General features: G+C 71.6%; 24 protein-coding genes. 12 read left to right on the top strand and 12 right to left on the bottom strand.

The window, feature by feature from the left end:
* Positions 1-227: 227 nt before the first annotated feature.
* Both ACFV7Q_RS30805 and ACFV7Q_RS30800 read left to right on the top strand, forming a co-directional pair.
* Positions 228-1103, top strand: coding sequence for a polysaccharide deacetylase family protein (locus ACFV7Q_RS30805; protein WP_385433390.1), 876 nt, complete (start codon positions 228-230; stop codon positions 1101-1103).
* Positions 1104-1215: 112 nt separating this feature from the next.
* Entirely contained in the window at positions 1216-1542 is a 327-nt protein-coding gene (locus ACFV7Q_RS30800) for a nuclear transport factor 2 family protein (protein ID WP_385433388.1), read from the top strand.
* Positions 1543-1626: 84 nt separating this feature from the next.
* On the opposite strand, the gene ACFV7Q_RS30795 is transcribed toward ACFV7Q_RS30800, so the two are convergent.
* Positions 1627-2763: a serine hydrolase domain-containing protein gene (locus tag ACFV7Q_RS30795; RefSeq protein WP_385433387.1), complete on the bottom strand. Its 1137-nt coding sequence runs from the start codon at positions 2761-2763 to the stop codon at positions 1627-1629.
* 55 nt (positions 2764-2818) lie between these two features.
* Here ACFV7Q_RS30795 and ACFV7Q_RS30790 point away from each other — a divergent pair, with 55 nt between their 5' ends.
* On the top strand, positions 2819-3532 hold the full coding sequence (locus ACFV7Q_RS30790) for a hypothetical protein (protein WP_385433385.1): 714 nt from the start codon (positions 2819-2821) through the stop codon (positions 3530-3532).
* Between the two features lie 233 nt (positions 3533-3765).
* On the opposite strand, the gene ACFV7Q_RS30785 is transcribed toward ACFV7Q_RS30790, so the two are convergent.
* From ACFV7Q_RS30785 to ACFV7Q_RS30775, 3 genes are all read right to left on the bottom strand, one after another.
* Positions 3766-5043 (bottom strand): extracellular solute-binding protein, encoded by a 1278-nt coding sequence (locus tag ACFV7Q_RS30785; RefSeq protein WP_385433383.1) that lies wholly within the window; start codon positions 5041-5043, stop codon positions 3766-3768.
* Positions 5044-5331: 288 nt separating this feature from the next.
* Positions 5332-5949, bottom strand: coding sequence for an SMI1/KNR4 family protein (locus tag ACFV7Q_RS30780; RefSeq protein WP_385433381.1), 618 nt, complete (start codon positions 5947-5949; stop codon positions 5332-5334).
* A 35-nt stretch (positions 5950-5984) separates the two neighbouring features.
* The gene (locus ACFV7Q_RS30775) at positions 5985-6386 is read right to left on the bottom strand and encodes a DUF192 domain-containing protein (protein WP_385433379.1); all 402 of its coding nucleotides are present in this window, start codon (positions 6384-6386) and stop codon (positions 5985-5987) included.
* Between the two features lie 127 nt (positions 6387-6513).
* Here ACFV7Q_RS30775 and ACFV7Q_RS30770 point away from each other — a divergent pair, with 127 nt between their 5' ends.
* Complete coding sequence (locus ACFV7Q_RS30770; RefSeq protein WP_385433377.1) at positions 6514-7263, top strand: prepilin peptidase; 750 nt, start codon at positions 6514-6516, stop codon at positions 7261-7263.
* 141 nt (positions 7264-7404) lie between these two features.
* Here ACFV7Q_RS30770 and mgrA read toward each other — a convergent pair whose 3' ends face one another.
* Positions 7405-8442 carry an L-glyceraldehyde 3-phosphate reductase gene (gene mgrA / locus ACFV7Q_RS30765; protein WP_385433375.1) on the bottom strand — a complete coding sequence of 346 codons (1038 nt, stop codon included), beginning with the start codon at positions 8440-8442 and terminating at the stop codon, positions 7405-7407.
* Positions 8443-8570: 128 nt separating this feature from the next.
* Between mgrA and ACFV7Q_RS30760 the strand changes: the two genes are divergently transcribed.
* The 5 genes from ACFV7Q_RS30760 to ACFV7Q_RS30740 all read left to right on the top strand — a co-directional run bounded on the left by ACFV7Q_RS30760 (position 8571) and on the right by ACFV7Q_RS30740 (position 14255).
* Complete coding sequence (locus ACFV7Q_RS30760) at positions 8571-9332, top strand: isoprenyl transferase (protein ID WP_385433373.1); 762 nt, start codon at positions 8571-8573, stop codon at positions 9330-9332.
* 337 nt (positions 9333-9669) lie between these two features.
* On the top strand, positions 9670-10986 hold the full coding sequence (locus tag ACFV7Q_RS30755; RefSeq protein ID WP_385433371.1) for a PhoH family protein: 1317 nt from the start codon (positions 9670-9672) through the stop codon (positions 10984-10986).
* A 412-nt stretch (positions 10987-11398) separates the two neighbouring features.
* Positions 11399-12097 carry a transglycosylase SLT domain-containing protein gene (locus ACFV7Q_RS30750; RefSeq protein ID WP_385433369.1) on the top strand — a complete coding sequence of 233 codons (699 nt, stop codon included), beginning with the start codon at positions 11399-11401 and terminating at the stop codon, positions 12095-12097.
* 117 nt (positions 12098-12214) lie between these two features.
* The gene (locus ACFV7Q_RS30745) at positions 12215-13576 is read left to right on the top strand and encodes an AI-2E family transporter (RefSeq protein WP_385433367.1); all 1362 of its coding nucleotides are present in this window, start codon (positions 12215-12217) and stop codon (positions 13574-13576) included.
* On the top strand, positions 13560-14255 hold the full coding sequence (locus ACFV7Q_RS30740; protein ID WP_385433365.1) for a hypothetical protein: 696 nt from the start codon (positions 13560-13562) through the stop codon (positions 14253-14255). The genes ACFV7Q_RS30745 and ACFV7Q_RS30740 overlap by 17 nt, the downstream gene beginning before the upstream one ends.
* A gap of 76 nt (positions 14256-14331) precedes the next feature.
* Here ACFV7Q_RS30740 and ACFV7Q_RS30735 read toward each other — a convergent pair whose 3' ends face one another.
* Both ACFV7Q_RS30735 and ACFV7Q_RS30730 read right to left on the bottom strand, forming a co-directional pair.
* Positions 14332-14868, bottom strand: coding sequence for an alkyl hydroperoxide reductase (locus ACFV7Q_RS30735; RefSeq protein WP_385433363.1), 537 nt, complete (start codon positions 14866-14868; stop codon positions 14332-14334).
* A gap of 3 nt (positions 14869-14871) precedes the next feature.
* Entirely contained in the window at positions 14872-15426 is a 555-nt protein-coding gene (locus ACFV7Q_RS30730) for a peroxiredoxin (protein ID WP_361100983.1), read from the bottom strand.
* Positions 15427-15560: 134 nt separating this feature from the next.
* On the opposite strand from ACFV7Q_RS30730, the gene ACFV7Q_RS30725 reads away from it, so the two are divergent.
* A complete protein-coding gene (locus ACFV7Q_RS30725) occupies positions 15561-16508 on the top strand; it encodes a hydrogen peroxide-inducible genes activator (RefSeq protein WP_385433361.1) in 948 nt (315 codons plus the stop codon).
* A gap of 49 nt (positions 16509-16557) precedes the next feature.
* Here ACFV7Q_RS30725 and ACFV7Q_RS30720 read toward each other — a convergent pair whose 3' ends face one another.
* The 3 genes from ACFV7Q_RS30720 to ACFV7Q_RS30710 are packed head-to-tail and all read right to left on the bottom strand — an operon-like array spanning position 16558 to position 20098.
* Positions 16558-18894 (bottom strand): ABC transporter permease, encoded by a 2337-nt coding sequence (locus tag ACFV7Q_RS30720; RefSeq protein WP_385433359.1) that lies wholly within the window; start codon positions 18892-18894, stop codon positions 16558-16560.
* Positions 18891-19577, bottom strand: coding sequence for an ABC transporter ATP-binding protein (locus ACFV7Q_RS30715; protein WP_385433357.1), 687 nt, complete (start codon positions 19575-19577; stop codon positions 18891-18893). The genes ACFV7Q_RS30720 and ACFV7Q_RS30715 overlap by 4 nt, the downstream gene beginning before the upstream one ends.
* A complete protein-coding gene (locus ACFV7Q_RS30710) occupies positions 19574-20098 on the bottom strand; it encodes a PadR family transcriptional regulator (protein ID WP_385433355.1) in 525 nt (174 codons plus the stop codon). The genes ACFV7Q_RS30715 and ACFV7Q_RS30710 overlap by 4 nt, the downstream gene beginning before the upstream one ends.
* 252 nt (positions 20099-20350) lie before the next feature.
* Between ACFV7Q_RS30710 and ACFV7Q_RS30705 the strand changes: the two genes are divergently transcribed.
* A complete protein-coding gene (locus ACFV7Q_RS30705) occupies positions 20351-21841 on the top strand; it encodes a DUF2079 domain-containing protein (protein ID WP_385433353.1) in 1491 nt (496 codons plus the stop codon).
* 60 nt (positions 21842-21901) lie between these two features.
* Here ACFV7Q_RS30705 and ACFV7Q_RS30700 read toward each other — a convergent pair whose 3' ends face one another.
* Positions 21902-22183 (bottom strand): hypothetical protein, encoded by a 282-nt coding sequence (locus ACFV7Q_RS30700; protein WP_385433351.1) that lies wholly within the window; start codon positions 22181-22183, stop codon positions 21902-21904.
* On the bottom strand, positions 22180-23088 hold the full coding sequence (locus ACFV7Q_RS30695) for an SPFH domain-containing protein (RefSeq protein ID WP_385433349.1): 909 nt from the start codon (positions 23086-23088) through the stop codon (positions 22180-22182). The genes ACFV7Q_RS30700 and ACFV7Q_RS30695 overlap by 4 nt, the downstream gene beginning before the upstream one ends.
* A 233-nt stretch (positions 23089-23321) precedes the next feature.
* On the opposite strand from ACFV7Q_RS30695, the gene ACFV7Q_RS30690 reads away from it, so the two are divergent.
* A complete protein-coding gene (locus ACFV7Q_RS30690; RefSeq protein ID WP_385433347.1) occupies positions 23322-25574 on the top strand; it encodes a transglycosylase domain-containing protein in 2253 nt (750 codons plus the stop codon).
* The last annotated feature ends 58 nt before the right edge of the window (positions 25575-25632 follow it).

Here is a 25632-nt window from a genome sequence, read left to right as displayed (position 1 = left end):
CGGCCCCGGCGGATCCCCGCCGGGGCCGGGGCCTTCCACGTGCCGTGAAGCCGTCGCCCGCGCGGGCCCCACCCGTCGGTTTCGGCCCAGGTCAGCGCTTTATTCCGGGAGATCGAGGACCAAGGTCATCAATCGGTGCCAATGGGGAAATTGGTGGGAACCCGATCCCCGGCGTGCACGTCATGAACCTCAGAGCGCGGCAACGCGGAGAGGGGAGTGGACGGTTCATGGACTTCACGGCGCGCATGCGCAGACTGGGTACGCGTTCCCGGATCGCCATCGCGGCTTCGGCCGTTGCGGTGGCGGGGACGGTGTGGGGAGTGGCGACCCTCGTCGAGCCGAACGGCGCGGCACAGCAGAACCTCTCGCGCGAGCACGATGCGCCCACCGGCGGCAGCACGGGCGCCCCCGCCGACGACGGTGCCGCCGGGGGCACCAAGGACGACGGGAAGGGCGGACCCGCCGGCAGCGGCCCCCAGATGCCCGAGGACATAGCCCACGCCTCCGAGAGCGGCGGAAACGCCGTGAACATCACCATCGACGACGGCCCGGACCCCAACTGGACCCCGAAGATCCTCGCCGTGCTGGCGAAGCACGACGTGAAGGCGACCTTCTGCATGGTCGGCCCGCGCGCCAAGGCCCACCCCGACCTGGTCCGCAAGGTCGTCGCGGCCGGCCACCGGCTCTGCGACCACTCCATGGACCACGACACCTCCATGGACAAGAAGCCCGTCGAGTACCAGGAGAAGCAGATCCTCGACGCGAAGAAGCTGATCGAGGAGGCGGCGGGCGACGGCGCCAAGGTCGAGTACTACCGCGCCCCCGGCGGCGCGTTCACCCCCGACAGCCGACGCATAGCCGCCGCCAACGGCATGCGCCCGCTCGGCTGGAACGTCGACACGAAGGACTTCCAGAAGCCCGGAACCGCCGCCATCGTCGACGCCGTCAAGCGGAACATCGGCAACGGCCCCACCATCCTGTTCCACGACGGCGGAGGCGACCGCCGGCAGACCGTCGAAGCCCTCGACCGGGTGCTGGCCTGGCTGGACGAACAGGGCCGCCCCACCGGCTTCCCGGTACGCACCGCCCCCGACACGCCCTGACACGCCGTCCGGCGGCGAACGGGTGAGGGTCGGCGGCAACGCGCCCCGCCGGGTGTTCCCTGGGCGTACGGCGCACCAGCGCCCCGCGCCGAGGAACCGACCAGGAGCCCCTGTGACCATCGCCCCGAACAAGCTGTCCGACCCGGCCGTCAGGGCCTTCGTCAACGCCGTCAACGCCCACGACGAGGAGGCCTTCTACGGCCTCCTCACACCCGACGCGACCATGTCCGACGACGGCTCCGACCGTGACCTGCGGGTCTGGGCCGACAAGGAGATCTTCTCCTCGGCCGGCCACATGGACGTCGTCTCCGAGACGCAGGGCGGCCGGGGCCTGGTCGTCAACTACCGCAACGACACCTGGGGGGAGATGCGGACCGCCTGGAAGTTCGCCGTCACCGACGGCGGCCGCATCAGCCGCTTCGAAACGGGTCAGGCCTGACCGCTCTGGTTCCGGCCCCGGCCCCGGCCCCGGCGCCGGAACCGTCCCCCGACCCCGCCGGAGGCCGGCCCGCGGACACCTCGATCACCAAGCTCCGGCCGCCCCCAGGACCGCCGCCGTCAAGCGCTCGTTCTCCGGGGCCGCGCCGCCCGGGAAGCCGAACCTGCGGCGCACGTACCCGTACGCGATCCCCGTCGCCGGGTCCGCCCAGCCCAGGCCGCCCGCCGCCCCGCTGTGCCCGAACGCCCGCGGGCCGACCGCCGGCTGCTGCTCGAAGCCCAGCCCGAAGTGGTCCGACTCCGGAGTGACCCGGTCGTCGCCCGGGGTGTGCAGCCGCGCGAACTCGGCCGCGGTACCCGGCTCCAGCAGCGCCGGACGGCCGTCCGCCGCCCCGATCGCCGCCGCGTACATGCCCGCCACCCCGCGCGCCGTGCCGATGCCGCCCGCCGAGGCGGGTCCCAGCTCCCGCACCCTCGGGTGGTTGGCGAACACGACGAGGTCCATGGGCGGCTCCCGGTGCGCGTTGAACGCCACCGGCAGCAGCTCCGGCACCCCCGCCCCGCCCCCGGCCGGGGACGCCAGCTGTTCGGGCGTCGCGAGCATCTCCAGCACCGGCTTCCAGCGGCCCTCCAGCTCCCGCGGCAGCCCCAGGTACAGGTCGAGCCCGTACGGGGCGCGGATCCGCTCCTCGTACACCTCCTGCAGGGACCGCCCCGTCACCCGCCGCACCACCTCGCCGGTCAGCGCGCCGATGACGAAGGCGTGGTAGCCGTACGCGGTCCCCGGCTCCCAGTACGGCCGCGCCCCCGCCAGCCGGGCCGCGACCAGTGCGTCGTCGGCGATCTCGTCGTAATCGAAGCCCTCCTCGGTGTTGACCAGTCCCGACCGGTGCGAGACCAGCTGCCGCACCGTCAGCCGCTCCTTGCCGTGCCCGGTGAACTCCGGCCAGTACGCCGACACCGGCCGCTCCAGGTCCAGCAGCCCGTCCTGCACCAGCAGAGCCACCACCAGGTGCGCCGCGCCCTTGGTGATCGAGTACACGCCGGTCAGGGTGTCGGGGCCGGTGTCCTCGCCGGCCCACAGGTCGACCACGCGGCGGCCGCCGTGGTGGACCGCCAGCTGTGCCTCGGGGGAGTGCTCCGCGGCGGCGGCGAAGGCGGCGAACTCCTCCCGCACCGGTTCCCAGCCCGCCGCCACCGTCCCGTGCACCTGCGTGCCCATGCCGACTCCCTTGCTCTCGCGTGCAGTTGGTCGGCACCGCAAACGGAAGACGATCATGAGATATTCCGGGCTGCTCCCCGTACGGGTGAAAGCCAGCCACGCCTCGTTCCGGCCCGCTGCGACCCCCGTTGGACCGGGCATGAAGCGCACCCGCACCGCCGTCCTCGCCCTCGCCGCCGCCGCGGCCGCCCTCGCCCCCGCCCTCGGCCAGACCGCCGCCACCGCGGCGGAGGGCCCGTACCTGCAGGACCCGGGCGGCGGCGACGGGACGATGAAGTCGATGTGGACCGGGGACGACATGCACAAGGTGGAGGCGCAACTGCGCTTCTACCCCGGCATCCGGTACAAGACGGTGGCCCGCCCCGGGCACCCCGACGCCCCGGACTACCCGCGCAGGACCGGAGACCCCAAGACGCTGGCCTGGCAGCCGGACTTCGACTTCGGCTGGGCGGTGTCGGACTCGATGCTGGTGAAGAAGGCCGTGACGACGAAGGACGGCCGGCACCCGATCGTCGTGCACGCCGTACTCCGCTCGGCACGTCACGGCAAGGTGCTGGAGGTGCACCGGGAGCTGGCGGACCAGCCGGCGAAGGGACGCACCAAGGTCCCCGGGAACAAGCGGGTCGCCTGCGACACGGGGGACTACACGGTCGAATGGTCGGTCACCCGCACCGGCTACGGGACGCTCACCGGCTCGATGCCCTGGAACGCGAGCTGCGACGACCACCGCACGGCCTTCTCGGCCGGGGCCGGGGCCGGCAAGGGGTAGCCCGGTACGTGGGCCGGCGGGCGGGGCGGGGCGGGGAAGGAGGGAGGGCCGGCCGTCCCGCGCACCTTGTGGGTGCGCCGCGGGCGGCTGGCCGGCGGCCTCGGATCAAGGGCCGCGGCGGCCATTCTGGCGCACGGGACGGCGTGCGACAGAGGAGGAAATCGTTTTTCGGTCACGGCTTCCCCCGGACGGAGGACGGCGGGACCGGGGCGCAGGTGCTGCTGCTCGGGGTTTCAGTGCTGCTTGCCGGCCTGCTTCGCCTTCGCGGCGATCTCGTCCAGGACGGTCTTGGGGTCGCCGCCCGGCTCGACGGCGCGGCCGATGTTGCGCTTGATGGTGTCGCTGACCTCCACCCACGACGGGTCGTTCACCGGGTAGAGCTGTGCGCCGCGCAGGGCGGTCAGGAACTGCTCGTCGTTCTTGTCCAGTCCGCCCGCCGGGTTGCGGGAGGCCGAGACGGTCGAGGGCAGCAGGTGGTAGCGGCCCGCGAAGTCGGCCAGGTTCTCGTCCCGGTAGACGAAGTCCAAGAACTTCCCGATCTGCGTCCGCTTGCCGTGCTGCTTGAACGCCATCATCCAGTCGGCGACGCCCACGGCCGGCGGGGTCTCCCCGGCACCCATCGTGTCCGAAACCGGCATGGACACGGTGCCCACGCCGATCCCCCTGGCGCGCGCCTCGTGCCAGAGCGACGGGTAGCCGTTGAGCATGCCGACCTCGCCGCGCAGGAAGGCGGCGAACGCGTCGGCCCGGTTGAGCTGCGACGGTGGGACCGGGCCGGTCAGGCCGGGGGAGACCAGGTTGTCCTTGATCCAGCGGAACGTCTGGATGTTCTGGTCCGAGGCCAGGTTGTAGTTGCCGGCGCTGTCGGCGTAGCCGCCGCCGTTGCTCAGCTCCCAGATCATCGCCTCGGCGTGCGCCTCCTCGGGGCCCAGCGGCATCGCGTACGGGGTCTTCACGCCCTTGTCCTTGAGCGCCTTGGCGGCGGACCTCAGGTCCGACCAGTTCTTCGGGGCGGTGACGCCGGCCTGCTTGAACAGGCCCTCGTTGTAGAAGAGGAGCCGGCTGCTCGCCACCCACGGCAGTCCGTAGAGGGTGTTGCCGACCGAGCCGGCCTCGGCGAGCGGCGGCAGGAAGTTCGCCTCGGCGGTGATCGAGAGGAGTTCGTCCGCGGAATACAGCTCGCCCTCGGCTGCGAAATCCGAATACGAGCCCATGAGCGCGATGTCCGGGGCCTTTCCGGCGCTCACCATGCGGGAGACGGCGCGGTCGATGTCGGCCCAGGGCAAGAGCTGTACCTCGACCTTGATGTCGGGGTGGGTTTTGGTGAAATCATTCGTCACCTTGTCCCAGAAAGCCTTGGAGCTGGTGGCCTGGTTGGTGCCGTATTCCGCGGCGACCAGGCGCAGGGTGCCCTCGTCGCCCGGGCCGCCGTCGGAACCGCAGCCGGACAGCGGTACCAGCAGGCCGAGCACGGCCGCCGCCGCGGCCGTGCGGAAGATTCTTCGTTGCACGGGTCTATTCCCCTGAATTTCTCGTGTTCCCGTCAGTGCCTGTGCATCACTCGGGGCCAGGGGTTCGTCCGCGGCCCGCTGGCCGGAATTCTCTCCTGCGGGCGCACCATTCGTTCAACGGGGGCGGGGTTTGTGTTCAATGCTCCAACCGCGGCTTTTTCCCCTCGTGTTTTCCGATATGGGGCCGGCGCATACCACGCGCGTAGACGCACCGAAAAGCCCGTTTCCGTCGGATGCGGTCCGGGAAACGGGCTCGGGGTCGGATCAGGTCGGGCGGGGCGCGGCGCGTCAGTCGGCGAACTCGCCCGCGTACGGGTCGGGGTCCCCGGTATCGGGGTTGCGGCCCTCCTGCCAGCGGCGCTGCGCCTTGCGCCAGTGCACGAAGCTGAGCGGCCCGCCGTCCCAGAAGGTGAGGCCCACCGGGCTCACGTCGAACTCGTCGGAGCACAGCCGCAGCAGGAACTCGGCCATGCCGTACGGGTACACCGCGAAGGCGTCGGCGGTGTGCCGGCCGACGACCAGGACCGGCCAGCGGTCCGGATCGGGGTCGGCGGCCAGCCAGCACAGGATGTCGGAGCCGCTGGTGACCCCCCAGGCGATGATCGACCCGGGCTCGGCGTCGAAGGCGGCCGGGCCGCCCTCCTCCGCCCACCGCTGCCGGGCGTTGGTGGTCTCCTCGGCCATCTCGGCCGGATCCCACTGGAGTCCGGGCTTGGGCAGCGGCAGCAGCACGATGGCCTCGCCGTTGATGGTGCCCGCGCCGAAGCGGCCCATGAAGGCCACGAAATCGGACGGGAAACGGGTGCCCCAGACGGCCTCGGCCACCTGCCAGTCGATGTCCTCGTCGGCGCCGTGGGTCGCGGGCATGATCTGCTCCAGTGCCTTGACCCGCGCGTTCTCCGTCATCCGCTCCCCTGCCACCCCGGCTCAACCGCCCCAACCTACCGCCGGGCGGGCCCACCGCCCAGCGCGGGATGAGACGGCCCGGCCACCGACACCTGCGCGCCGACCCGGATGCCCCAGGCCGCCATCGCCCCCGCCCCGGCCTCCAGTACGTGCCGGGACCGCAGCCGGGGCAGCCCCAGCCGGCCCGGAGCCATGGAGACCAGGGAGATCACGCGCAGGTCCCGGTCCAGGTACGCCACGTCGATGGCGAACCGCATCCCGAAGGTGTGCACGCTTGCGGCGGGGGTCAGCAGCAGGGCGCCGGCGATCCCGTCCCGGCCCAGCAGGCCACGGGTGCGGGCCCGGTACGAGGCCGCGATCTCCAGCGGCACCGGCACGCCGTCCGTGCCGGCACGCAGTGCGCCCTGACCGTCCGTCCACCGTCGCCCCCGACCCATGGCCGCCACCTTAGGGGTGCCCGGCGGGGCCGACGGCGCTTCCCGGCCAGGTGCGGAAGGGGCACCGCTGGTGGGGTTGGGTCCACGGGCCCGTGCCGCGCCGGTCGTCGCCGCCTACTTTCGGCGGATGGCCGTGGTCGTGATCATCCTTGCCGCCGGGTACGGCGTCGCCGTCGGGCTGCTGCTGCCGCGCGCCGCCTACCGGCTCTCCGTCGAGCCGGACGCCCCCTGGCGCGGCCACTGTCCCGAGGGGCACCCCCTGCGCGGCTGGTGGGGACCGGCCCGCTGCGCCGGCGGGGACCGCGCTCCCGGCACCCCCGCCCCCGGCCACCGCTACGGCCCCCGCGGCGGCCGGGTCGCGGTGCTCACCGGCGCGGTCTGTGCCGCCCTGGCCTGGGGTGCCGGCCCCCGGCCCGAGGCGGCCGTTTTCGCCGGGCTGGCGCCCGTACTCGTCCTGCTCGCCCTCGTCGACCTCGCCGTGCACCGCCTGCCGGACGTGCTGACCCTGCCCCTGGCCGCCGCCGCGGCCGCCGCCCTCGGCGCCGCCGCCCTGCTGCCCGGCGCCGCCGGCTCCTGGCGGCTCGCGCTCCTGGGCGGGGCCGCGCTGGGCGCCGCGTACCTCCTGCTGTTCCTGATCAACCCCACCGGGATGGGGTTCGGGGACGTCAAGCTGGCGCTCGCGCTGGGGGTCGCCCTTGGGTGGTACGGGTGGGGGGTATGGCTCTTCGGGGCCTTCCTCGGCTTCCTCTACGGGGCCCTCTACGGCCTCGGACTGGTCCTGCGCAGCCCCAATGGGCGGAAGCAAGCATTCCCCTTCGGCCCCTTCATGGCGGCCGGCGCCCTCACCGGAGTGCTCCTGGGTGGTTTCGGAGCGTAATCATTCGGCGTTGATGCACGCATAACGCTTTACGAAGGGTTATGGTGGAACCCCCCCCTCGGGCCGGTCCGTATCCCCCCCACGGACCGGCCCGTTTTCTTTTTTCCCGCGCCGCCGCGCCACTGCCGACAAAACCGCAGGTCAGCCGCGCTGGGCCCAGAGGTTGGTGCCGGGGGTGGAGACCGCGAAGGAGTCGATCTCCTTCAACTCCTCCTCCGTGAGGGGCGAACCGGCGACCGCGGCCACGTTCTCCTCCAGCTGGCGGACGCTCGACGCGCCGATCAGCGCCGAGGTCATCCGCTCGTCCCGCAGCACCCAGGTCAGGGCCAGCTGCGCCAGCGACTGGCCGCGCCGGGCCGCGATCTCGTTCAGGCCCTCCAGGCGGCGCTGCACCTCGGGCGAGAGCAGGCCCGGATCGAGGGACTTGCCCTGCGTGGCCCGCGAGCCCTCCGGGATGCCCCCCAGGTACTTGCCGGTCAGCAGGCCCTGGGCCAGCGGCGCGAAGGAGATGCAGCCCATGCCGGCCTCCTCCAGGGTGTCCAGCAGGCCGTCCTCCTCCGTCCAGCGGTTGATCATGGAGTAGGAGGGCTGGTGGATCAGCGGTCGCACGCCCATGCCGCGCAGGATCCGCGCCGCCTCGGCCGTCTGCTCCGCGGTGTAGGAGGAGATGCCGACGTAGAGCGCCTTGCCCTGCTGGACCGCGGACGCCAGGGCGCCCATCGTCTCCTCCAGCGGGGTCTCCGGGTCGAAGCGGTGGGAGTAGAAGATGTCGACGTAGTCGACGCCCATCCGCTGCAGGGAGGCGTCCAGGGAGCTCAGGAGGTACTTCCGGCTGCCCCACTCGCCGTACGGGCCCGGGTGCATCAGGTACCCGGCCTTGGTGGAGATGATCAGCTCGTCGCGGTAGGGCGCGAAGTCCTGGGCGAAGAGCTTGCCGAAGTTCAGCTCGGCCGAGCCGGGCGGCGGACCGTAGTTGTTCGCCAGGTCGAAGTGGGTCACACCGAGGTCGAAGGCCCGGCGGAGAATCGCCCTCTGGGACTCCAGCGACTTGTCGTCGCCGAAGTTGTGCCAGAGGCCGAGGGAGATCGCGGGAAGCTTGAGGCCACTGAGGCCGCTGCGGCGGTACTCCATGGAGTCGTAGCGAGCGGACTCTGCCCGATAGGGATTGTTATCAGTCACGTTGTCCTCTCTATCACGGACCTGTGACGGGCCGAGTTGGGTACCGGATCCCACCGCGCAGTAATGTGGCGGACCGGGGGACGGACCGCATTTCGCACGGGGGCACTGCACGGAGGGGCTCGAAGATCGTGAAGCTGCGCGACCTGGTGTACAGGCTGTACGCACGCCGGGTGGAAGGCCGCCTCGACCATGCCGCGTCGCCCAAGCACATCGGTGTGATCCTGGACGGCAACAGGCGCTGGGCGAAGGCGTCCGGAGGCACCACCGAACAGGGCCACCAGGCCGGGGCCGACAAGATTTCCGAGATGCTGGGCTGGTGCACCGAGACGGACGTCGAGGTCGTCACCCTGTGGATGCTGTCCACGGACAACCTGGACCGGCCGGAGGACGAGCTCCGTCCGCTGCTCAACATCATCGAGAACACCGTCCGGGGCCTCGCCGAGGACGGCCGGTGGCGCGTCCACCACGTCGGCAACCTCGACATCCTGCCCGCGCGGACCCAGACCGTGCTCAAGGAGGCCGAACAGGCCACGCACGACATCAAGGGCATAGTCGTCAACGTCGCCGTGGGCTACGGCGGCCGACAGGAGATCACCGACGCGGTCCGCTCGCTGCTGCTGGAGCACGCCGCCAAGGGCACCTCCATCGAGGAGCTCGCCGAGATCCTCGACATCGACCACATCGCCGAGCACCTCTACACCCGCGGCCAGCCCGACCCGGACCTCGTCATCCGCACCAGCGGCGAGCAGCGCCTGTCCGGATTCATGCTGTGGCAGAGCGCGCACTCCGAGTACTACTTCTGCGAGGTGTTCTGGCCGGCCTTCCGCAAGGTCGACTTCCTGCGCGCGCTGCGCGACTACGCGGCCCGCCACCGCCGCTACGGGGTCTGAGCCCGGGGGCGTCTGACGCCCCCTCGGCCCCTCCACCCCCTCCCGCCCCTCCGGCCTCCGTCGCAAGGCTTTCACCTGGGGTTCACCGAGCGTCCGTCATATGCCAAGGCATGGCCGGTGCTGTTCGGGGAATATCCCTTTCAGGTCGATGCCCGATCCACGGGTGTCGAGTCTCAGCGGGCGGCACGGGGCCGTCCGCCCGGGAGGCCCTTTGCACCAGGACGCACGTGCGGTTCGCACGGACGAAGTGGGAGGGCCGGAATTCGGCCCCCGCAGGGGTGCCGATGACCGGTCCGGTCTTCATGGCCCGACCTCTTACGAGGGGGTACGTCCTTCCGTGGTGACCAGCACTAAGCGCCGCCTGCCCGACAGGCGGACCTACGTCCTCGACACCAGCGTCCTGCTGGCAGACCCCAACGCCATCACCCGCTTCGACGAGCACGAGGTCGTGCTGCCGATCGTGGTGATCACGGAGCTGGAGGCCAAGCGCCACCATCCGGAGCTCGGTTACTTCGCCCGCCAGGCCCTGCGCCTGCTGGACGACTACCGGGTCCGCAACGGTCGGCTCGACGCCCCCATCCCGATCGGGGAGCTCGGCGGCAACCTGCGTGTCGAACTCAACCACTCCGACCCCGGTGTCCTGCCCGCCGGCTTCCGACTGGGGGACAACGACTCGCGGATCCTCGCGGTCGCCCGCAACCTCCAGGCCGAGGGGTACGACGTCACGGTCGTCTCGAAGGATCTCCCGCTGCGCATCAAGGCCTCCTCCGTGGGCCTGCTCGCCGAGGAGTACCGCGCGGAGCTCGCGATCACCGATGCCGGCTGGACCGGCATGAGCGAGCTCGCCCTCTCCGCGGAACAGGTGGACCTCCTCTACTCCGAGGAGCGGCTCTACGTCCCGGACGCCGCCGAACTACCCGTGCACACCGGACTGGTCCTTCAGTCCGAACGCGGCAAGGCCCTGGGCCGGGTCACCGCCGACGGCAACGTGCGGCTCGTCCGGGGCGACCGCGAGGCGTTCGGGCTCCACGGCCGCAGCGCCGAGCAGCGCATCGCGCTCGACCTGCTGCTCGACCCCGCGGTCGGCATCATCTCCATGGGCGGTCGGGCCGGCACCGGCAAGTCGGCGTTGGCGCTGTGCGCGGGCCTGGAGGCCGTACTGGAGCGCCGGCAGCACCAGAAGGTGATGGTCTTCCGGCCGCTGTACGCGGTGGGCGGGCAGGAGCTGGGCTACCTTCCCGGGGACCAGTCCGAGAAGATGAGTCCCTGGGCGCAGGCGGTCTTCGACACCCTTTCGGCGGTGGCCGGCCGGGAGGTCATCGAGGAGGTGCTGAACCGGGGGATGCTGGAGGTCCTGCCGCTCACCCACATCCGTGGCCGCTCGCTGCACGACGCCTTCGTCATCGTCGACGAGGCCCAGTCCCTGGAGCGCAATGTCCTCCTGACCGTTCTGTCCCGGATCGGGGCGAATTCGCGGGTGGTTCTGACCCACGATGTCGCCCAGCGCGACAACCTCCGGGTCGGTCGGTACGACGGAGTGGTCGCCGTCGTCGAAAAACTGAAGGGGCATCCGCTCTTCGCCCACGTCACGCTGACCCGCTCCGAGCGCTCGCCGATCGCGGCGCTGGTGACGGAGATGCTGGAAAACCTGTAGGGGTGAACGGGGTGAAAGCCCCATAACGGGACAGTTGGTTGACGCCGCCCGGCAAAGGCCCAGGAGCCTAGCCGGGCGGCGTCGTGCTGCACAGGCCTTCGACGGAACAAGTGGCGTCGCGCCAGGTGTGACCTTTCCCACGCAACGCGGAATTGCCTTGCGGTGTCGGGGTCCGGCAGAGTCTGTTTTCCGTCAGGCCCCGCATACGGCACAGTTGTATCTCCCGTGAGATACGTGCACCACCACAACTCCACAGACGTTCGCCGTATGCCGCCCGAGCATCACGCGGCAGCCCCCGCAAGGGAGTTGCCCACGGGTCCGCGCCTCCAGTGACACAAGCTCCACGGAGGCCAGCGTCAGGGGCACTCTTGCGCCCGCCCGGTCACTGCGGACGCTGCTGGAAGGACATCGTGTGAGCCGGATCTCGGTCCGGGGATTCGCAGTGGCGTCGGCCACCGCGGTCACCACCGTGGGTGCAGTCGTGGGCGTCGCCGCAGGCGACCCCTCCGCGAACGACCTCGAAACCACCGCGTCCGGGGCCACCCTGCTGACCGACATCCCGGTCGGCGAGCAGGCCGAGGTCCAGAGCGGCTCCCTGGCGCAGCAGGCCGACACCATCGCCCAGGGCGCCGACGCCGAGGCCCGTCGCTCGGCCGAGGAGGCCGCCCGCGTCCAGGCCGCCGAGGACGCCAAGGCCAAGAAGGCCGAGGCCCAGAAGGCGGCGGACGAGAAGGCGAAGCAGGAGCGCGAGGCGAAGGAAGAGATCGCCAGCCGCTCCGCCACGCGCAGCGCCTCCGACTTCGCGGTCCAGAGCTCGTACACGGTCGCGCAGGTCAAGGACATCGCCCGGCAGATCGTGCCGAGCGGCCAGTTCCAGTGCTTCTCCAACATCGTCAACCAGGAATCCACCTGGAACTACAAGGCCGTGAACCCGTCCTCGGGTGCGTACGGCCTGGTCCAGGCGCTCCCCGGCTCGAAGATGTCCTCGGTCGGCGCCGACTGGCGCACCAACCCGGCCACCCAGATCCAGTGGGGTCTGAACTACATGAACGAACGCTACGGCAGCCCCTGCGGAGCCTGGAGCTTCCACCAGGTCAACGGCTGGTACTAGACCCGGCCCGAGCCGCAGCCGCTCGACTCCGGGGAGCCCCGCACCGTCCGACGGTGCGGGGCTCCCCGCGTGTACGGTCTGTCGGAGTGCGTCCGCAGGTGGGGGGAAGGGAACGACATGGCGAACACGGCAGGCTGGCTCGGCCGGCTCGGGAACAGGCTGAGCCGGATGGAGGCCCAACTGGCCGCCCGACGTGCCGTGGTCGAGTCCGAAACCACCGAAGAGGGTCCGGTCCGGACCGCTGCCGGGCCGCTCACCCCGGCACCCGGCTCCTCGGCCGAGCACCCGGACCGACCGGTCCCGCCCCCGCGCCCCGCGCTGCCCGCGCGCCCCGACCCGGCGAGCGTGATCCCCTGGGGCATGCGGGTCGCCGCCGAGGTCAGCTGGCGGCTGCTGCTGCTCGCCGGGATGCTCTGGGTGCTGATGAAGGTGATCAGCGAAGTCCGCCTGGTCGTCCTCGCGTTCGCCGCGGCGATACTCGTCACCGCGCTGCTCCAGCCCTTCGTGGTCCGGCTGCGCCGGCTCGGGCTGCCGCGCGGACTCGCCACCGCCGTCACCGCCGTCCTCGGCTTCGTGGTCATCGGGCTCGTCGGCTGGTTCGTGGTCTGGCAGGTGATGGAGAACCTCGACGACCTCTCCGCCCGCGTCCGCGACGGCATCAACGAGCTCAAACTCTGGGCACTGGACAGTCCGTTCCACGTGACCGAGAAGCAGATCAACGACATCGCGAAGAACCTCAGCGAGACCATCGGCACCAACACGGAGCAGATCACCTCCGCGGGCCTGCAGGGCGTGACGGTCCTCGTCGAGGTGCTCACCGGGATGCTCCTCGCGATGTTCTCGACGCTGTTCCTGCTCTACGACGGCGCGCGCATCTGGAGTTGGGCCCTGGGCCTGGTCCCGGCCGGCGCCCGCGCGGGCGTGGCCGGCGCCGGCCCGCGGGCCTGGCGGACGCTGACGGCGTACGTGCGCGGCACCGTCCTCGTCGCGCTCATCGACGCCATCTTCATCGGCCTGGGCATCTACTTCCTCAACGTGCCGATGGCGGTGCCGCTGGCCGTGTTCATCTTCCTGTTCGCCTTCATCCCGCTCGTCGGCGCGGTGGTCTCCGGCGCCCTCGCCGTGGTCGTCGCCCTGGTGACGCAGGGGCCGGTCGCCGCCCTGCTGGTGCTGGCCGTGGTGCTGGCGGTGCAGCAGATCGAGGGGCACGTGCTCCAGCCGTTCATCCTCGGCCGGGCGGTACGGGTGCACCCGCTCGCCGTGGTGCTGGTGGTGGCCGCCGGAGGCATGGTCGCCGGCATCGGCGGGGCGGTGGTCGCCGTTCCGCTGGTCGCCGTCACCAACACCGTGGTCGGCTACCTGAAGGCCTACTCGCGCGACCAGCTCCTGCACGGGGCCGCGCCGATCGGCCCCGGCCCGCACGGGGCGACCGCAGTGGAGCAGGCCCCGCGGGAGGCCGGCAGTGATCACCGAGCCTGAGCTGGAGGGCGGTTGGGACGACGACCGGCCCGCCGCGCCGGCCCGGGAGGACGGTGCGGACGCCGAGGTGCGCCGGCCGCGCGCTCCGTGGCTGTGGGCGCTGGGCGGCGCGCTGGTGGCGTCGGCGGTGTGGGCGGCCTTACCGGTACTGCAGGACCGTTCTTTCGGAGCACCGCGCATCGCGTACCGGCACAGCGAGGACCTGTGCAAGGAGACCCGGCTCGACACGCTCCTGAAGACGACCGCGCCCGCGATGTCGAACCACCGGGCCCACCGGGAGAGCCCGGCCCTGGACTGGTCGCACTGCGAGTACTTCACGGAGTGGCAGGAGAAGGGCACCTCGTACCAGATGCAGATCATGGTCGAGCTGCACAAGAAGACCGACCCGGAGGCGGAGTTCGGGGTCACCCCGGGCGTCTTCGGGGAAGTGCGGTCGAACTCCGGCGAGGTGGAGCAGGTGGCGGGGCTCGGCGAGCGGGCGCTGATGACCAGCAGGTCCCCGTACACCTCGGGGCCCCGGCTCCAGGTGCTCGACGGCGGGGCGGTGTTCACGCTGGCCGTCGGCTGGCTCGGGGACACCGACGAGGCGGGTGGTGAGGGGCCGCAGCCCGACGAGGACGCCGTCAAGGCGGCGATGATCGAGGACATGCGGATCCTGATGGCCCGGCTGCGCAGGTAGGCAGGACACAGACGAACGGGACGGGGGCCCCGCCGCCGTCACGGCAGCGGGGCCCCCGTCCCGTCGTACGGGCCGACTACTCGGCGAGGGCGGCCTCGGCGTCGAGGGTCACCGCGACGGCCTGGATCACCGAGGCGACCTTGAAGGCCTCCTGGACCGTCTCGCGGCCGACACCGGCCTTGCGCAGCACCTGCTCGTGCGAGTCGAGGCACTGGCCGCAGCCGTTGATCGCGGAGACCGCGAGCGACCACAGCTCGAAGTCGACCTTCTCCACGCCCGGGTTGCCGATGACGTTCATCCGCAGACCGGCCCGCAGCGTGCCGTACTCCGGGTCGGAGAGCAGGTGGCGGGTGCGGTAGAAGACGTTGTTCATCGCCATGATCGCGGCGGCCGACTTGGCGGCGGCGTACGCCTCCGGCGACAGGGCCGCCTTCGCCTCGGGCTCCAGCTCACGCAGGACGCGCGGGGAGCGGGCGGCGATCGCGCAGGACAGGACCGTGCCCCACAGCTGCTGCTGCGTCAGGGTGTCCTGATTGCCGATGACCGAGCCGAGGTTCAGCTTCAGGTCCTTGGCGAAGTCCGGTATCGCGGACTTGAGGGAGTCGAGGGACATCCGTCACTCACCGGCCAGCAGGGCGCCGGCGTCCAGGGTGTCCTCGCCCTTGTTCCAGTTGCAGGGGCACAGCTCGTCCGTCTGCAGGGCGTCGAGGACCCGCAGGACCTCCTTGGGGTTACGGCCGACGGAGCCGGCGGTCACCATCGAGAACTGGATCTCGTTGTTCGGGTCGACGATGAAGACGGCGCGCTGCGCGAAGCCGTCCGCACCCTGCACGCCGCAGGCCTGCATCAGCTCGTGCTTGGAGTCGGCCAGCATCGGGAAGGGCAGGTCACGCAGGTCGGCGTGGTCCTTGCGCCAGGCGTGGTGGACGAACTCCGAGTCGCCGGAGACACCGAGGACCTGGGCGTCGCGGTCGGCGAACTCGTCGTTCAGCTTGCCGAAGGCGGCGATCTCGGTCGGGCACACGAAGGTGAAGTCCTTCGGCCAGAAGAACACCACGCGCCACTTGCCCTCGTAGGTCTTGTGGTCGATCTGCGCGAACTCCTTGCCGGCTTCCAGCGAGACGCAGGCGGTCAGGTCGTACGTGGGGAACTTGTCACCGACAGTGAGCACGTGCTCTCCTTGCGAGGGAAAAGCGCCCTGATTGGGCGCTTTTCTAGGGGTTGGACGTATCTCACATGCTGGCACAGCCGGCATTGATTGCGGAAATAGCTAGTCTTGTAGCCGGTGATCGGAGGTGCCTATCAGTGGCTGTCGGTAATAGGGGAGCGAAGCAGGCGACGCTCGCACAGCTGCGCGCGTTCGCCGCCGTTGCCGAGCACCTGCACTTCCGCGATGCCGCCGCCGCCATCGGGATGAGCCAGCCCGCGCTCTCCGGCGCCGTCTCCGCCCTGGAGGAGGCCCTCGGCGTCCAGCTGCTGGAGCGCACCACCCGCAAGGTGCTGCTCTCCCCGGCCGGCGAGCGGATCGCCGTCCGGGCCCGGGCCGTCCTCGACGCCATGGGCGCCCTGCTGGAGGAGGCCGAGGCGGTACGGGCCCCCTTCACCGGGGTCCTGCGGCTCGGGGTCATCCCCACGGTCGCCCCCTACCTGCTGCCGACCGTACTCGGCCTGTTCCACCGCCGCTATCCGGGCATGGACCTCCAGGTGCACGAGGAGCAGACCTCCTCGCTGCTGGAGGGGCTCGCCGCCGGTCGGCTCGACCTGCTGCTGCTCGCCGTGCCGCTCGGCGTCCCCGGGGTCACCGAACTCCCGCTCTTCGACGAGGACTTCGTCCTGCTCACCCCGCGCGAACACCCGCTCGCCGGGCGCCGGGACATCCCGCGCGAGGAACTGCGCGGCCTGCAGATGCTGTTGCTGGACGAGGGCCACTGCCTGCGCGACCAGGCCCTGGACATCTGTCGGGAGGCCGGCCGGACCGACGGGGCCGACGTCACCACCACCGCCGCCGGGCTGTCCACCCTCGTCCAGCTGGTCGCGGGCGGGCTGGGCGTCACCCTGCTGCCGCGTACCGCACTGCGACTGGAGACCGCCCGCAACGAGCACCTGGCCACCGGCTACTTCGCCGAGCCGGCGCCCACCCGGCGGATCGCCCTCGCCATGCGGACCGGCACCGCCCGGCAGGAGGAGTTCCGGGCCGTCGCGGACGCGCTGCGCGAGGCCGTGCGCCCGCTCCCCGTGTGGCTCGCCGAGTAGGGCGGACCACCGGGAACGGGCGTCCGTACGGCGCCCGACGGCGCGCGCGTCACTCGGTGCGCAGACCGTCCGGGCGCATCATGCGCAGCAGCGGAGGCAGGCTGAGCAGGGTCACCAGGACGACCACGCCGCCGCCGATGCCGGCCATCGCCGCGACCGAGGCCCAGTCGACGCGGACGGGCACGTTGGTCATCCGCATCAGCACCGCACCGAGCGCGAGGCCGATCGGGGTGGCCAGGGCCAGGCCGAGCAGGACCGGCAGGGCCGTCTGCCAGAGCACCGACAGGCTGAGGGTCGAGCGCTTGGTGCCGAAGGCGACCAGGGCGGCCAGAAGGTTCCGGCGCTCGCGCAGCTGCTCCAGCTGGGACACCAGCAGGCTGGTGCCGATCAGGACGAGCACCAGGGTGGCGCCGATGAACAGGCCGGTCCGGATCGAGCCGAACTCGGGGGCCGTCCGGGTCGACTGGAGGGTCATGGCGGTGGCCAGCGGGTCCGCCTTGTAGGCCGCCGTCCGGGCCAGCTCCATGGCGTCCGGTGTGCCCGGGTCCAGCGTGACGTACACCTGGGCGGAGCCGTAGCGGTGCACCTTCGGGGCGGCGGCCGGGGTGACCAGCAGGCCGGTGCGCAGCTGGCCGACGGGGTCCTTGCGGGCCTGGGCCGGGCGGGTGGAGGCGGGCACGGTCCAGGTGGTGGGCGGCGGGCCGTCGGGGTCGTGGACGTTCCCGGTGAACAGCTTCTCGCCCGGAGCCGCGGTGGCGCTCTCGCCGCGCACGGGGGTGCCGCCCGTCAGGACGAAGGCGTCACCGTCCCGGCAGGAGGGCAGCTCGGCGATCTCGCCGAGCGCCGCGCACGTACCGATGGTGAGCGGGACCGTGTCCGACTCCACGTCCGCGAGGTCGCGGACGCCGGAGGTCGAGGCCAGCGGAACGGTCTTGGCGATGCCCCTGGTGCCGGCCACCGCCTTGCCGAGGGCGTCGACCCGGTCCTCGGTGCCGGATCGGGTGAGGATCGACAGCGAGGCCCGGCCCGGGTCATGGCCCGTCTCCACGGAGTAGTCGTCCTCGACGCCCGCGAAGAGCATCTGCAGGGCGATGGCCCCGGCGACCGCGACGGCGATGCCGCCGACCAGCCGGGCGGCCGTGCCGCTGGTGAGCTGGAGCCGGCGCAGGGCCAGCTGCCAGGAGACCGGTCCGGCCCCGCCGAGCAGGCCGACGGTCCGCTCCAGCAGCCAGGGCAGCAGGACGGTGATGCCGACGAGGAGCAGCACCACGCCGGCGGACACCTGCCACTCGTTGAACCGGCCGGCTTCGTTGCCGCGGCCCGCCATCGGGACCAGCAGGCCCAGTCCGGCCGGCGGCAGCAGCAGCCGCCACCACATGCGGCGCCGGACCGGGGCGGCCGAGCGCACCACGCCCAGCGGCTCGATGACCGCGTTGCGCAGCGCGAACAGGGTCACGAGGACGGCCGCGGCCGGGACGGCGACCGCGACGACCACGGCCAACGGCCGGGCCGGGGCGAGGTCCTCGGGGAAGAGGCTGCGGCCCTGGATGCTGACGTACGGGGTGAGCCGGCGGGCCGCCAGGAAGAAGGCGGCGCCCAGGAGCAGGCCGGTCAGTGCTCCGGCGAGCGCCTCGCCGGCGGCGATCCGGCGGGTCATCCGCCCGTCCGCGCCGACCAGGCGCAGGGCGGCCAGCCGCTGGTCGCGGCGGTCCCCGCCGAAACGGACGGCGGCCGCGACGAACACGGCCACGGGCACCAGCAGGGCGGTGAACATGACCAGCACCAGCAGGGCCAGGACCGGGTCGAGGGGCTGGGACTCCAGGGTGTTCTCGAAGGCGGTGATCCGCTGGACGTACGGGCTGTCCGACTCCTTGGACAGCTGGTCGGTGCCCTTGTAGTAGTAGAGCTCGCCCGGTCCGACGAGGCCGGCGTCGCCGATGACGGCCGTGATCCTGCCGTCGAGGCGTTCGCGCAGCAGCTCGCCCTCGTCGCTCTTGAGCAGCCGGTCGAGGGCGGGGGAGACGGCCAGCTCGCCGGGGCCCGGGTACTTCTCCAGCCCGGGCGCGAGCGGCGCGTCGGGGCCCTCGGGCTCGACCAGGCGCCCGTCCACGTCGGCCGAGCGGTAGGTCATGTTCCCGTGGGCGATCAGCAGGGTGTTCCGCCCCGGCCGGTCGGCGGTGTGGGCGGTGATCGTCTCGCGGGCGTCGCCGCGGGCGTCGCGGGCGGCCATCGCAGCGGGCACCGCGGTGGTGCCCAGCAGCAGGGCGACGCCGAGGCCGACGCCCACGCCGGTCAGGAGGGTGCGTATCCAGCCCTCGCGGCCGCCGGCCACGGCGAACCGGACGCCCATGGCCAGGTCGCGGGCCCAGGTCCGGAGCATGCTCATGCGCTCCGTTCCATGTCGCGTGACCTGCCGTCGCGTACGACGATCTCGCGGTCGGAGTACGCGGCCACCCGGGTCTCGTGCGTCACGAGGACGACGGCGGTGCCGGCGGCCCGGGCGGACTCGGTCAGCAGCTGCATCACCAGCTCGCCGTTGAGGGAGTCCAGGGCGCCGGTGGGCTCGTCCGCGAAGACCACCCGCGGGCCGGTGACCAGGGAGCGGGCCACGGCCACGCGCTGGCCCTGGCCGCCGCTGACCTCGCCGGGGCGCTTGCGGGCCAGGTCGTCGACCTGGAGCTGCTCCATCCAGTGCAGGGCGGTCCGCTCGGCCTCCTTGCGCTTGACGCCGGTCAGCCGCATCGGCAGGGCGACGTTCTCCACGCACGTCAGTTCGGGTACGAGGCGGCCGAACTGGAAGACGAAGCCGAACTCGCTGCGGCGCAGGGCGCTGCGCTCGGTGTCGTTCATGGCGGTCAGGTCGCGGCCCGCGTAGGTGATGGTGCCGGAGTCGGGTACGACGATCCCGGCCAGGCAGTGCAGCAGGGTCGACTTGCCGGACCCGGAGGGCCCCATGACGGCGACGACCTCGCCCGGGTGGATGGAGAAGTCGGCCCCGTCCAGGGCGTACGTGGTCCCGTACGCCTTGCGCAGGCCGGTGGCGGACAGCAGGGTGCCGGCCGGGATCATCCGCGGACCTCCTCGCCGAGTCGGCCGAGGCGGGCGGCGGTGAGCTCCAGCCACCGCAGGTCGGCCTCCAGGTGGAACAGGGCGTGGTCGCAGACGAGCTGGTCGGCGAGGTCCCCCTTGCGCTTGCGCTGGGTCAGGACGCGCATGAGCCGCAGGTGTTCGGCGCGCTGGGTGTCCAGCAGCTCGGTGGCGCTGCGGCCGGTGAGGAGGGCGAGGACGACCTTGGTGTAGAGGGTCGACTGGAGGTAGGGCTCGGGCTTCTCGGGCTGGGCGAGCCAGGTGGAGACGTCGGTGACGCCGGCGTCGGTGATGGCGTACCGCTTGCGGTCGGGTCCGTCGCCCGCCTCGATCCCCTCCACCTCGACGAGGCCGTTCTTCAGGAGGCGGGACATGGTCGAGTAGACCTGCCCGTAGGCGAGGGGGCGGTCGTGGCCGAACTTCTCGTCGAAGGCGCGCTTGAGGTCGTAGCCGTGCCGGGGGCCGGCCTCCAGGAGGCCGAGGAGCGTGTGACCGATGGACATGATCAGGACTATACACATGGTGTATACCTCCCGTGTATACCTCCCGTGTATACCCGCCGGTATGTACCGGTCGTGCGTACCCGTCGTGCGCACCCGCCGCACATGAGCGCGACGGAGGGCGGCGGACGCCCTGCCGCTCCTCCCTGCGGCCATTCGAAGGGACTTGGGGCGCGGGCGCGGCGGCTCGGTGCGGGGTCCTGGAGTCGCTGGCACTTTGTGGGCATCGGTCCCCTTTTCCGCGAAAGGCGCCCCATGCACGCACCGCCCGCGAACACACCCGCCCTGCCGCCGCAGCAGTCCGCCACCCCGGTGCGGACGGACGTCCGGCCCGCGCCGGCCGTCCCGCTCCCCGGGAGATCCGCTCCGCCGTGGTGGATGTGGGCGGCGGTCTCGGGCCTCTTCCTCGTCTACGCGACGCTGTCCCTGCGCACTCACGAGCGGCTGCTCTCGCACAGCTTCGACCTGGCGATCTTCGAGCAGGCCGTCCGCTCCTACGCCGAGGGGCACCTGCCGGTCTCCGAGGTCAAGGGTCCGGACTTCCCCCTGCTCGGCGACCACTTCTCCCCGGTGCTGGCCCTGCTGGCCCCGCTGTACTGGGCCTGGCCCTCGGCCCGGACCCTGCTGCTGGCGCAGGCGGCCCTCGTCGCCGTGAGCGCCCTGCCGCTGATGCGGTGGGCGCACCGGGCGCTGGGCACCGCCGCGGCCGTGGTGCTCGGGCTCACCTACGGGCTCTCCTGGGGCCTCGCCAGCGGGATCGGCTTCGACTTCCACGAATGGGCCTTCGCCGTCCCGCTGCTGGCCTGCTCGCTGGCCGCGCTGGGCCAGGGGCGGCTGCGGGCGGCGGTGCTGTGGGCGCTGCCGCTGCTGTTGGTGAAGGAGGACATGGGGCTGACCGTGGCCGTGATCGGCCTGCTGGCCGCCCGGCGCGCCGGTAGGGGCGGGCGTCGGCTCGGGATCGCGACCGCCGTGGCCGGGGTGGCCGGGGTGCTGCTGGCGGTGCTCGTGGTGCTGCCGGCGTTCAGCCCGAGCGGCTCGTACTTCTACACCAGCTACGTCAGCGGCGGGGAAGGCGCCGACAGGGGTCTCGGGCAGCTGCTGCACACGGCCACGATCGGGCTCGTCACGCCCGAGACCAAGGTGACGACCCTGGTGATGCTCCTGGCGCCGACCCTGTTCCTGGCCCTGCGGTCCCCGCTGGTCCTGGTCGCGCTACCAACCGTGCTGTGGCGGGGCGTCTCGACCGACGACTCCCACTGGGGGACCGGCTTCCACTACTCCCTCATCCTCATGCCGATCGTCTTCGCCGCCTTCGTCGACGCCCTGCACCGGCGCGGCACCACCGCGGCCGGACTGCGCCGCTGGCTGCTGGGCGCGGCCGGGGTGTGCGTCCTGCTGCTGCCGAGCCACTCACTGGGGCAGCTGCTCCAGACGTCCTTCTGGCAGACCGATCCCCGGGTCGCCGTGGCGCACCGCGTGATGGACCGGATCCCGGACGGCGCGACGGTCCAGGCCTCCGACCGCCTCGTGCCGCACCTGGCCCACCGGACGAGCGTCAGCCTGTTCGGCTGGGCGGACAGCCGGCCCAACCCGGAGTGGATCATGGTGGACACCCAGGTCCCGCCCGAGCTGCGCTGGCCGCTGAGCGTCCACGACGAGTCCGTCGCGCTCGCCGAGGCGAGGAGCCGCGGCTACCGCACGGTGGCCAAGGAGGCCGGCTTCGTACTGCTCAGCCGCACCCGCTGACCGCGGCCGCCGGCGGGCGCACGGGCGCGGGGGCCGGGGCCGGGCCTCCCGGCCGGGGCCTCACGGGCGCGGGGGCCGGGACCGGGGTCGGCCGCGCGGTGGGATGGGGGCCGCCCCGCCCGGCAGTCGGCCGGTCTCGGCCAGAGCGCGCCGCAGCAGGAACTCGATCTGCGCGTTGGCGCTGCGCAGCTCCTCGCCGGCCCAGCGCGCGAGCGCCTCGTACACCTGCGGATCGAGCCGCAGCAGCACCTGTTTGCGCTCCTGCCGGCCGGCGCGCGCGGCCCGCTTCGGCCCGGGCTCGGGCTCGCGCTCCGCGCCCTCCGCCCCGCCGGAAGGGCTCACTGGTAGAGGGTGCCCGTGTTGACGACGGGCTGGGCCGCGCGGTCCCCGCAGAGGACCACCATCAGGTTGGAGACCATGGCGGCCTTGCGCTCGGGGTCCAGCTCCACGATGTCCTCCTCCTGCAGGCGGGTCAGGGCCAGTTCCACCATGCCGACCGCCCCTTCCACGATCTGCTTGCGGGCCGCCACGACCGCCCCCGCCTGCTGGCGCTGGAGCATCGCGGAGGCGATCTCCGGAGCGTACGCGAGATGCGTGAACCGGGACTCGATGATCGCGACGCCGGCCGCCTCCACGCGTGCGGCGAGTTCCAGGGCCAGCCTCTCGGTGATCTCCTCGGCGTTGCCGCGCAGCGACAGGCCGCCCTCGTCGTGGGCGTCGTACGGGTACTCGATCGCGATGTGCCGGACCGCCGCCTCGGTCTGGGTCTCCACGAACTCGGTGAAGTCCTCCACCTCGAAGGTGGCGCGCGCGGTGTCCTCGACCCGCCACACCACGACCGCGGCCAGCTCGATCGGGTTGCCGTAGGCGTCGTTGACCTTCAACACGGCCGTCTCGTGGTTGCGCACGCGGGTCGAGATCTTCTCCCGGGAGGTCAACGGGTTGACCCAGCGCAGGCCGTCGGTGCGGATGGTCCCGCGGTAGCGGCCGAAGAGCTGGACCACCCGCGCCTCGCCCGGCGCCACCATGTTCAGGCCGCTCATCGCCAGCAGCGAGGCGATCGCCAGCAGCACCCCGGGCACGATCAGGCCGAGGTTCCGGTCCCCGCTGTCCTCGCCGACGCCGAAGCCGATCAGCAGCACTCCGGCTGCGGCCCCCGCCAATCCGAGGAGCAGGGCCAGTCCGCCGCCCACGCTGTGCGCCGGGACCTCCCGTACGCCCGTCGTGGCCTGCGCCGCGTCTGTCATGGCATGCCCCCGTTTCGCCTGGTCCGATCGATCGGACGCCTTAGCAAAGTGATATCACTTTTCCGGGACACCGCAACCCTCCGGGGCGTACGTGCGTCGGTTCCCTTGATGTGGGTGCTGATTCTCACGTCCGAATTGAACGGATTTATTCTTAGCTGGCAGATCTTTGTCACAACCTCCGGTGTTAACTTTCTGAGTTGACGTCGGGGGGGATTTCGAGCGGAGCGGGAGCGATGGGCCGAGCAGAAGCGCGTAAAGCGCAGCAGCAGCGCAGCGCGCGGCGGTCGCCGCGCGGGCGCGCCACCGGAAAGGGGCAGGTCGGCAAGCGCACCGGCATACGCCGCTTCTTCACCTGGAAGACGATCCTCGGAACGTTCTTCGGGATGATGCTGCTCGGCATGGCCGCGCTCGTCGGGCTGTACTTCTACGTGGACCCGCCGAACCCGAACGCCGAGGCGACCCAGCAGAGCAACACGTACAAGTACGCCGACGGGTCCCTCATGGCACGCGTCGGTGAGATGAACCGCGAGATCGTCCCCATCGAGAAGGTCCCGGAGGAGATCCAGACCGCCTTCATCGCCATCGAGAACAAGTCCTTCTACGAGGACCGCGGCGTCGACTTCATGGGCGTGGCCCGCGGCCTGTTCCGCACGGCCACCGGCAAGGGCGCAGCGGGCGGTTCGACGATCACCCAGCAGTACGTCAAGAACTTCTACCTGACGCAGGACCAGACCCCCACGCGCAAGCTCAAGGAGCTGGTGATCTCCCTCAAGGTCGACCAGAAGATGACCAAGAAGGAGATCCTCGCGGGCTACCTGAACACCAGCTACTTCGGGCGCGGCGCGTACGGCATCCAGGCCGCCTCCCAGGCCTACTACAACGTCGACGTCGAGAAGCTGACGCTGGAACAGGGCGCGTACCTCGCGGCCGTCCTCCAGGCCCCCAGCGACTACGACTGGGCCACCGCCAGCGACCGGGGCAAGAAGCTCGTCACCGTCCGCTTCAACGGCGTCCTCCAGAACATGGTCGAGATGGGCGCGCTCGACGAGGCCAAGCGCCAGACGCTGAAGTTCCAGCAGCCGGTCCAGCCCAAGCCCGCTCCGGGTCTGGAAGGCCAGAAGGGCTACCTGAAGCAGGCCGCCGACGCCGAGCTGCGCCGCCAGACCAACATGAGCGCGGCCGAACTCCAGGCGGGCGGCTGGGAGATCACCCTCAACATCGACCCGAAGAAGCAGGCGGCACTGGAGAAGGCCGTCCAGGACGAGCTGGAGTCCGAGCTCGACCGCAAGAACCGGCCCGTCGACGCCGCCGTGCAGGCCGGCGCCACCTCCGTCGACCCCAAGACCGGCGCGATCGTCGCCATGTACGGCGGCACCGGCCTGTCCGACCACTGGGCGAGCAACGCCCTGCGCACCGACTTCCAGCCGGGCTCGACCTTCAAGCCGGTCGTGCTGGCCTCCGCCCTGGAGAACAAGGCGACCACGCAGGACAAGAAGCCGATCACGCCGAACGCCCTGTACGACGGCACCAGCAAGCGTCCCGTCGTCGGCAGCAAGATCCCGTTCAACCCGCAGAACCAGGACGACAAGGACTACGGCACCCCGCTGATGACGGTGCAGGAGGCCACCAACCACTCGGTGAACTCCGTGTACGCCCAGATGATCGTCGACGTGCAGCCGCCGAACGTGAAGAAGACGGCCCTCGAGCTCGGAATGAAGGACCGCGACGGCTGGCCCGAGGACAAGCCGGCCATGTCGCTCGGCACCATGAGCGCCAACACCGTGGAGATGGCCGGCGTCTACGCCACCCTCGACAACCACGGCAAGAAGGTCACCCCCTCGATCCTCAAGTCCGCCGAGCACGCGGAGCGCGAGTTCAAGAAGCCCGAGTCCGGCCAGCAGGTCATCACCCGCGAGACCGCGGACACCGTGACCAAGGTCCTCACCGGCGTCGTCAACGACGGCTCCGGCAAGGCCGTGCGCAGCTCCGCGTACGAGGCCGCCGGCAAGACCGGTACCACCGAGTCCAACGTGGCCGCCTGGTTCACCGCGTACACGCCCGAACTCGTCACCGTCGTCGCGATGTTCGGTGAGGAGCCGGGCACCGGCAAGCAGACCACCCTGACCGGTACCGCGGGCGGCGGACGCGCCGGCGGCTCCAGCTTCCCGGCGGACATCTGGAAGGCGTACACCCTGGCCGCGCTCAAGGGCGTGAGCACGGCGAAGTTCGACCTGTCCGAGGCGGACATGGGCCCGGTGCAGACCCCCTCGCGCAGCGCCTCCCCGTCGAGCTCCCCGGCCACGACCAGCCCGTCGCCGAGCTCCAGCCAGGTGTCGCCCAGCCCCGACCCGAGCAAGGTCTCGCCGAACCCGGACCCGAGCAAGAGCAGCGGCAAGCCGGATCCGACCAAGAGCGGCTCGGTGAAGCCGGACCCGAGCAAGAGCGGCGGCACCCCGCCGATACAGCCACCGTTCGGCACCCAGTAGGACCCGGCCGCCGTACGGACCGGGAAGAGGCCGCCGCCCCGCAGCACACGAGCTGCGG

This window comes from Streptomyces sp. NPDC059851 (genome assembly GCF_042732005.1).
In the GTDB taxonomy this organism is placed as follows: domain Bacteria; phylum Actinomycetota; class Actinomycetes; order Streptomycetales; family Streptomycetaceae; genus Streptomyces.
The sequence above is the reverse complement of the archived record's forward strand: the minus strand, read 5'-3'. Positions and strand labels throughout refer to the sequence as shown.

What these genes read in the sequence shown, in the direction of transcription:
- ACFV7Q_RS30805 (WP_385433390.1), top strand. Translation starts at nt 228, where the DNA reads ATGGACTTCACGGCGCGCATGCGCAGACTGGGTACGCGTTCCCGGATC.
- ACFV7Q_RS30795 (WP_385433387.1), bottom strand. Translation starts at nt 2,763, where the DNA reads ATGGGCACGCAGGTGCACGGGACGGTGGCGGCGGGCTGGGAACCGGTG.
- ACFV7Q_RS30790 (WP_385433385.1), top strand. Translation starts at nt 2,819, where the DNA reads ATGAGATATTCCGGGCTGCTCCCCGTACGGGTGAAAGCCAGCCACGCC.
- ACFV7Q_RS30780 (WP_385433381.1), bottom strand. Translation starts at nt 5,949, where the DNA reads ATGACGGAGAACGCGCGGGTCAAGGCACTGGAGCAGATCATGCCCGCG.
- ACFV7Q_RS30775 (WP_385433379.1), bottom strand. Translation starts at nt 6,386, where the DNA reads ATGGGTCGGGGGCGACGGTGGACGGACGGTCAGGGCGCACTGCGTGCC.
- ACFV7Q_RS30770 (WP_385433377.1), top strand. Translation starts at nt 6,514, where the DNA reads ATGGCCGTGGTCGTGATCATCCTTGCCGCCGGGTACGGCGTCGCCGTC.
- ACFV7Q_RS30745 (WP_385433367.1), top strand. Translation starts at nt 12,215, where the DNA reads ATGGCGAACACGGCAGGCTGGCTCGGCCGGCTCGGGAACAGGCTGAGC.
- ACFV7Q_RS30735 (WP_385433363.1), bottom strand. Translation starts at nt 14,868, where the DNA reads ATGTCCCTCGACTCCCTCAAGTCCGCGATACCGGACTTCGCCAAGGAC.
- ACFV7Q_RS30720 (WP_385433359.1), bottom strand. Translation starts at nt 18,894, where the DNA reads ATGAGCATGCTCCGGACCTGGGCCCGCGACCTGGCCATGGGCGTCCGG.
- ACFV7Q_RS30715 (WP_385433357.1), bottom strand. Translation starts at nt 19,577, where the DNA reads ATGATCCCGGCCGGCACCCTGCTGTCCGCCACCGGCCTGCGCAAGGCG.
- ACFV7Q_RS30710 (WP_385433355.1), bottom strand. Translation starts at nt 20,098, where the DNA reads ATGTCCATCGGTCACACGCTCCTCGGCCTCCTGGAGGCCGGCCCCCGG.
- ACFV7Q_RS30705 (WP_385433353.1), top strand. Translation starts at nt 20,351, where the DNA reads ATGCACGCACCGCCCGCGAACACACCCGCCCTGCCGCCGCAGCAGTCC.
- ACFV7Q_RS30695 (WP_385433349.1), bottom strand. Translation starts at nt 23,088, where the DNA reads ATGACAGACGCGGCGCAGGCCACGACGGGCGTACGGGAGGTCCCGGCG.
- ACFV7Q_RS30690 (WP_385433347.1), top strand. Translation starts at nt 23,322, where the DNA reads ATGGGCCGAGCAGAAGCGCGTAAAGCGCAGCAGCAGCGCAGCGCGCGG.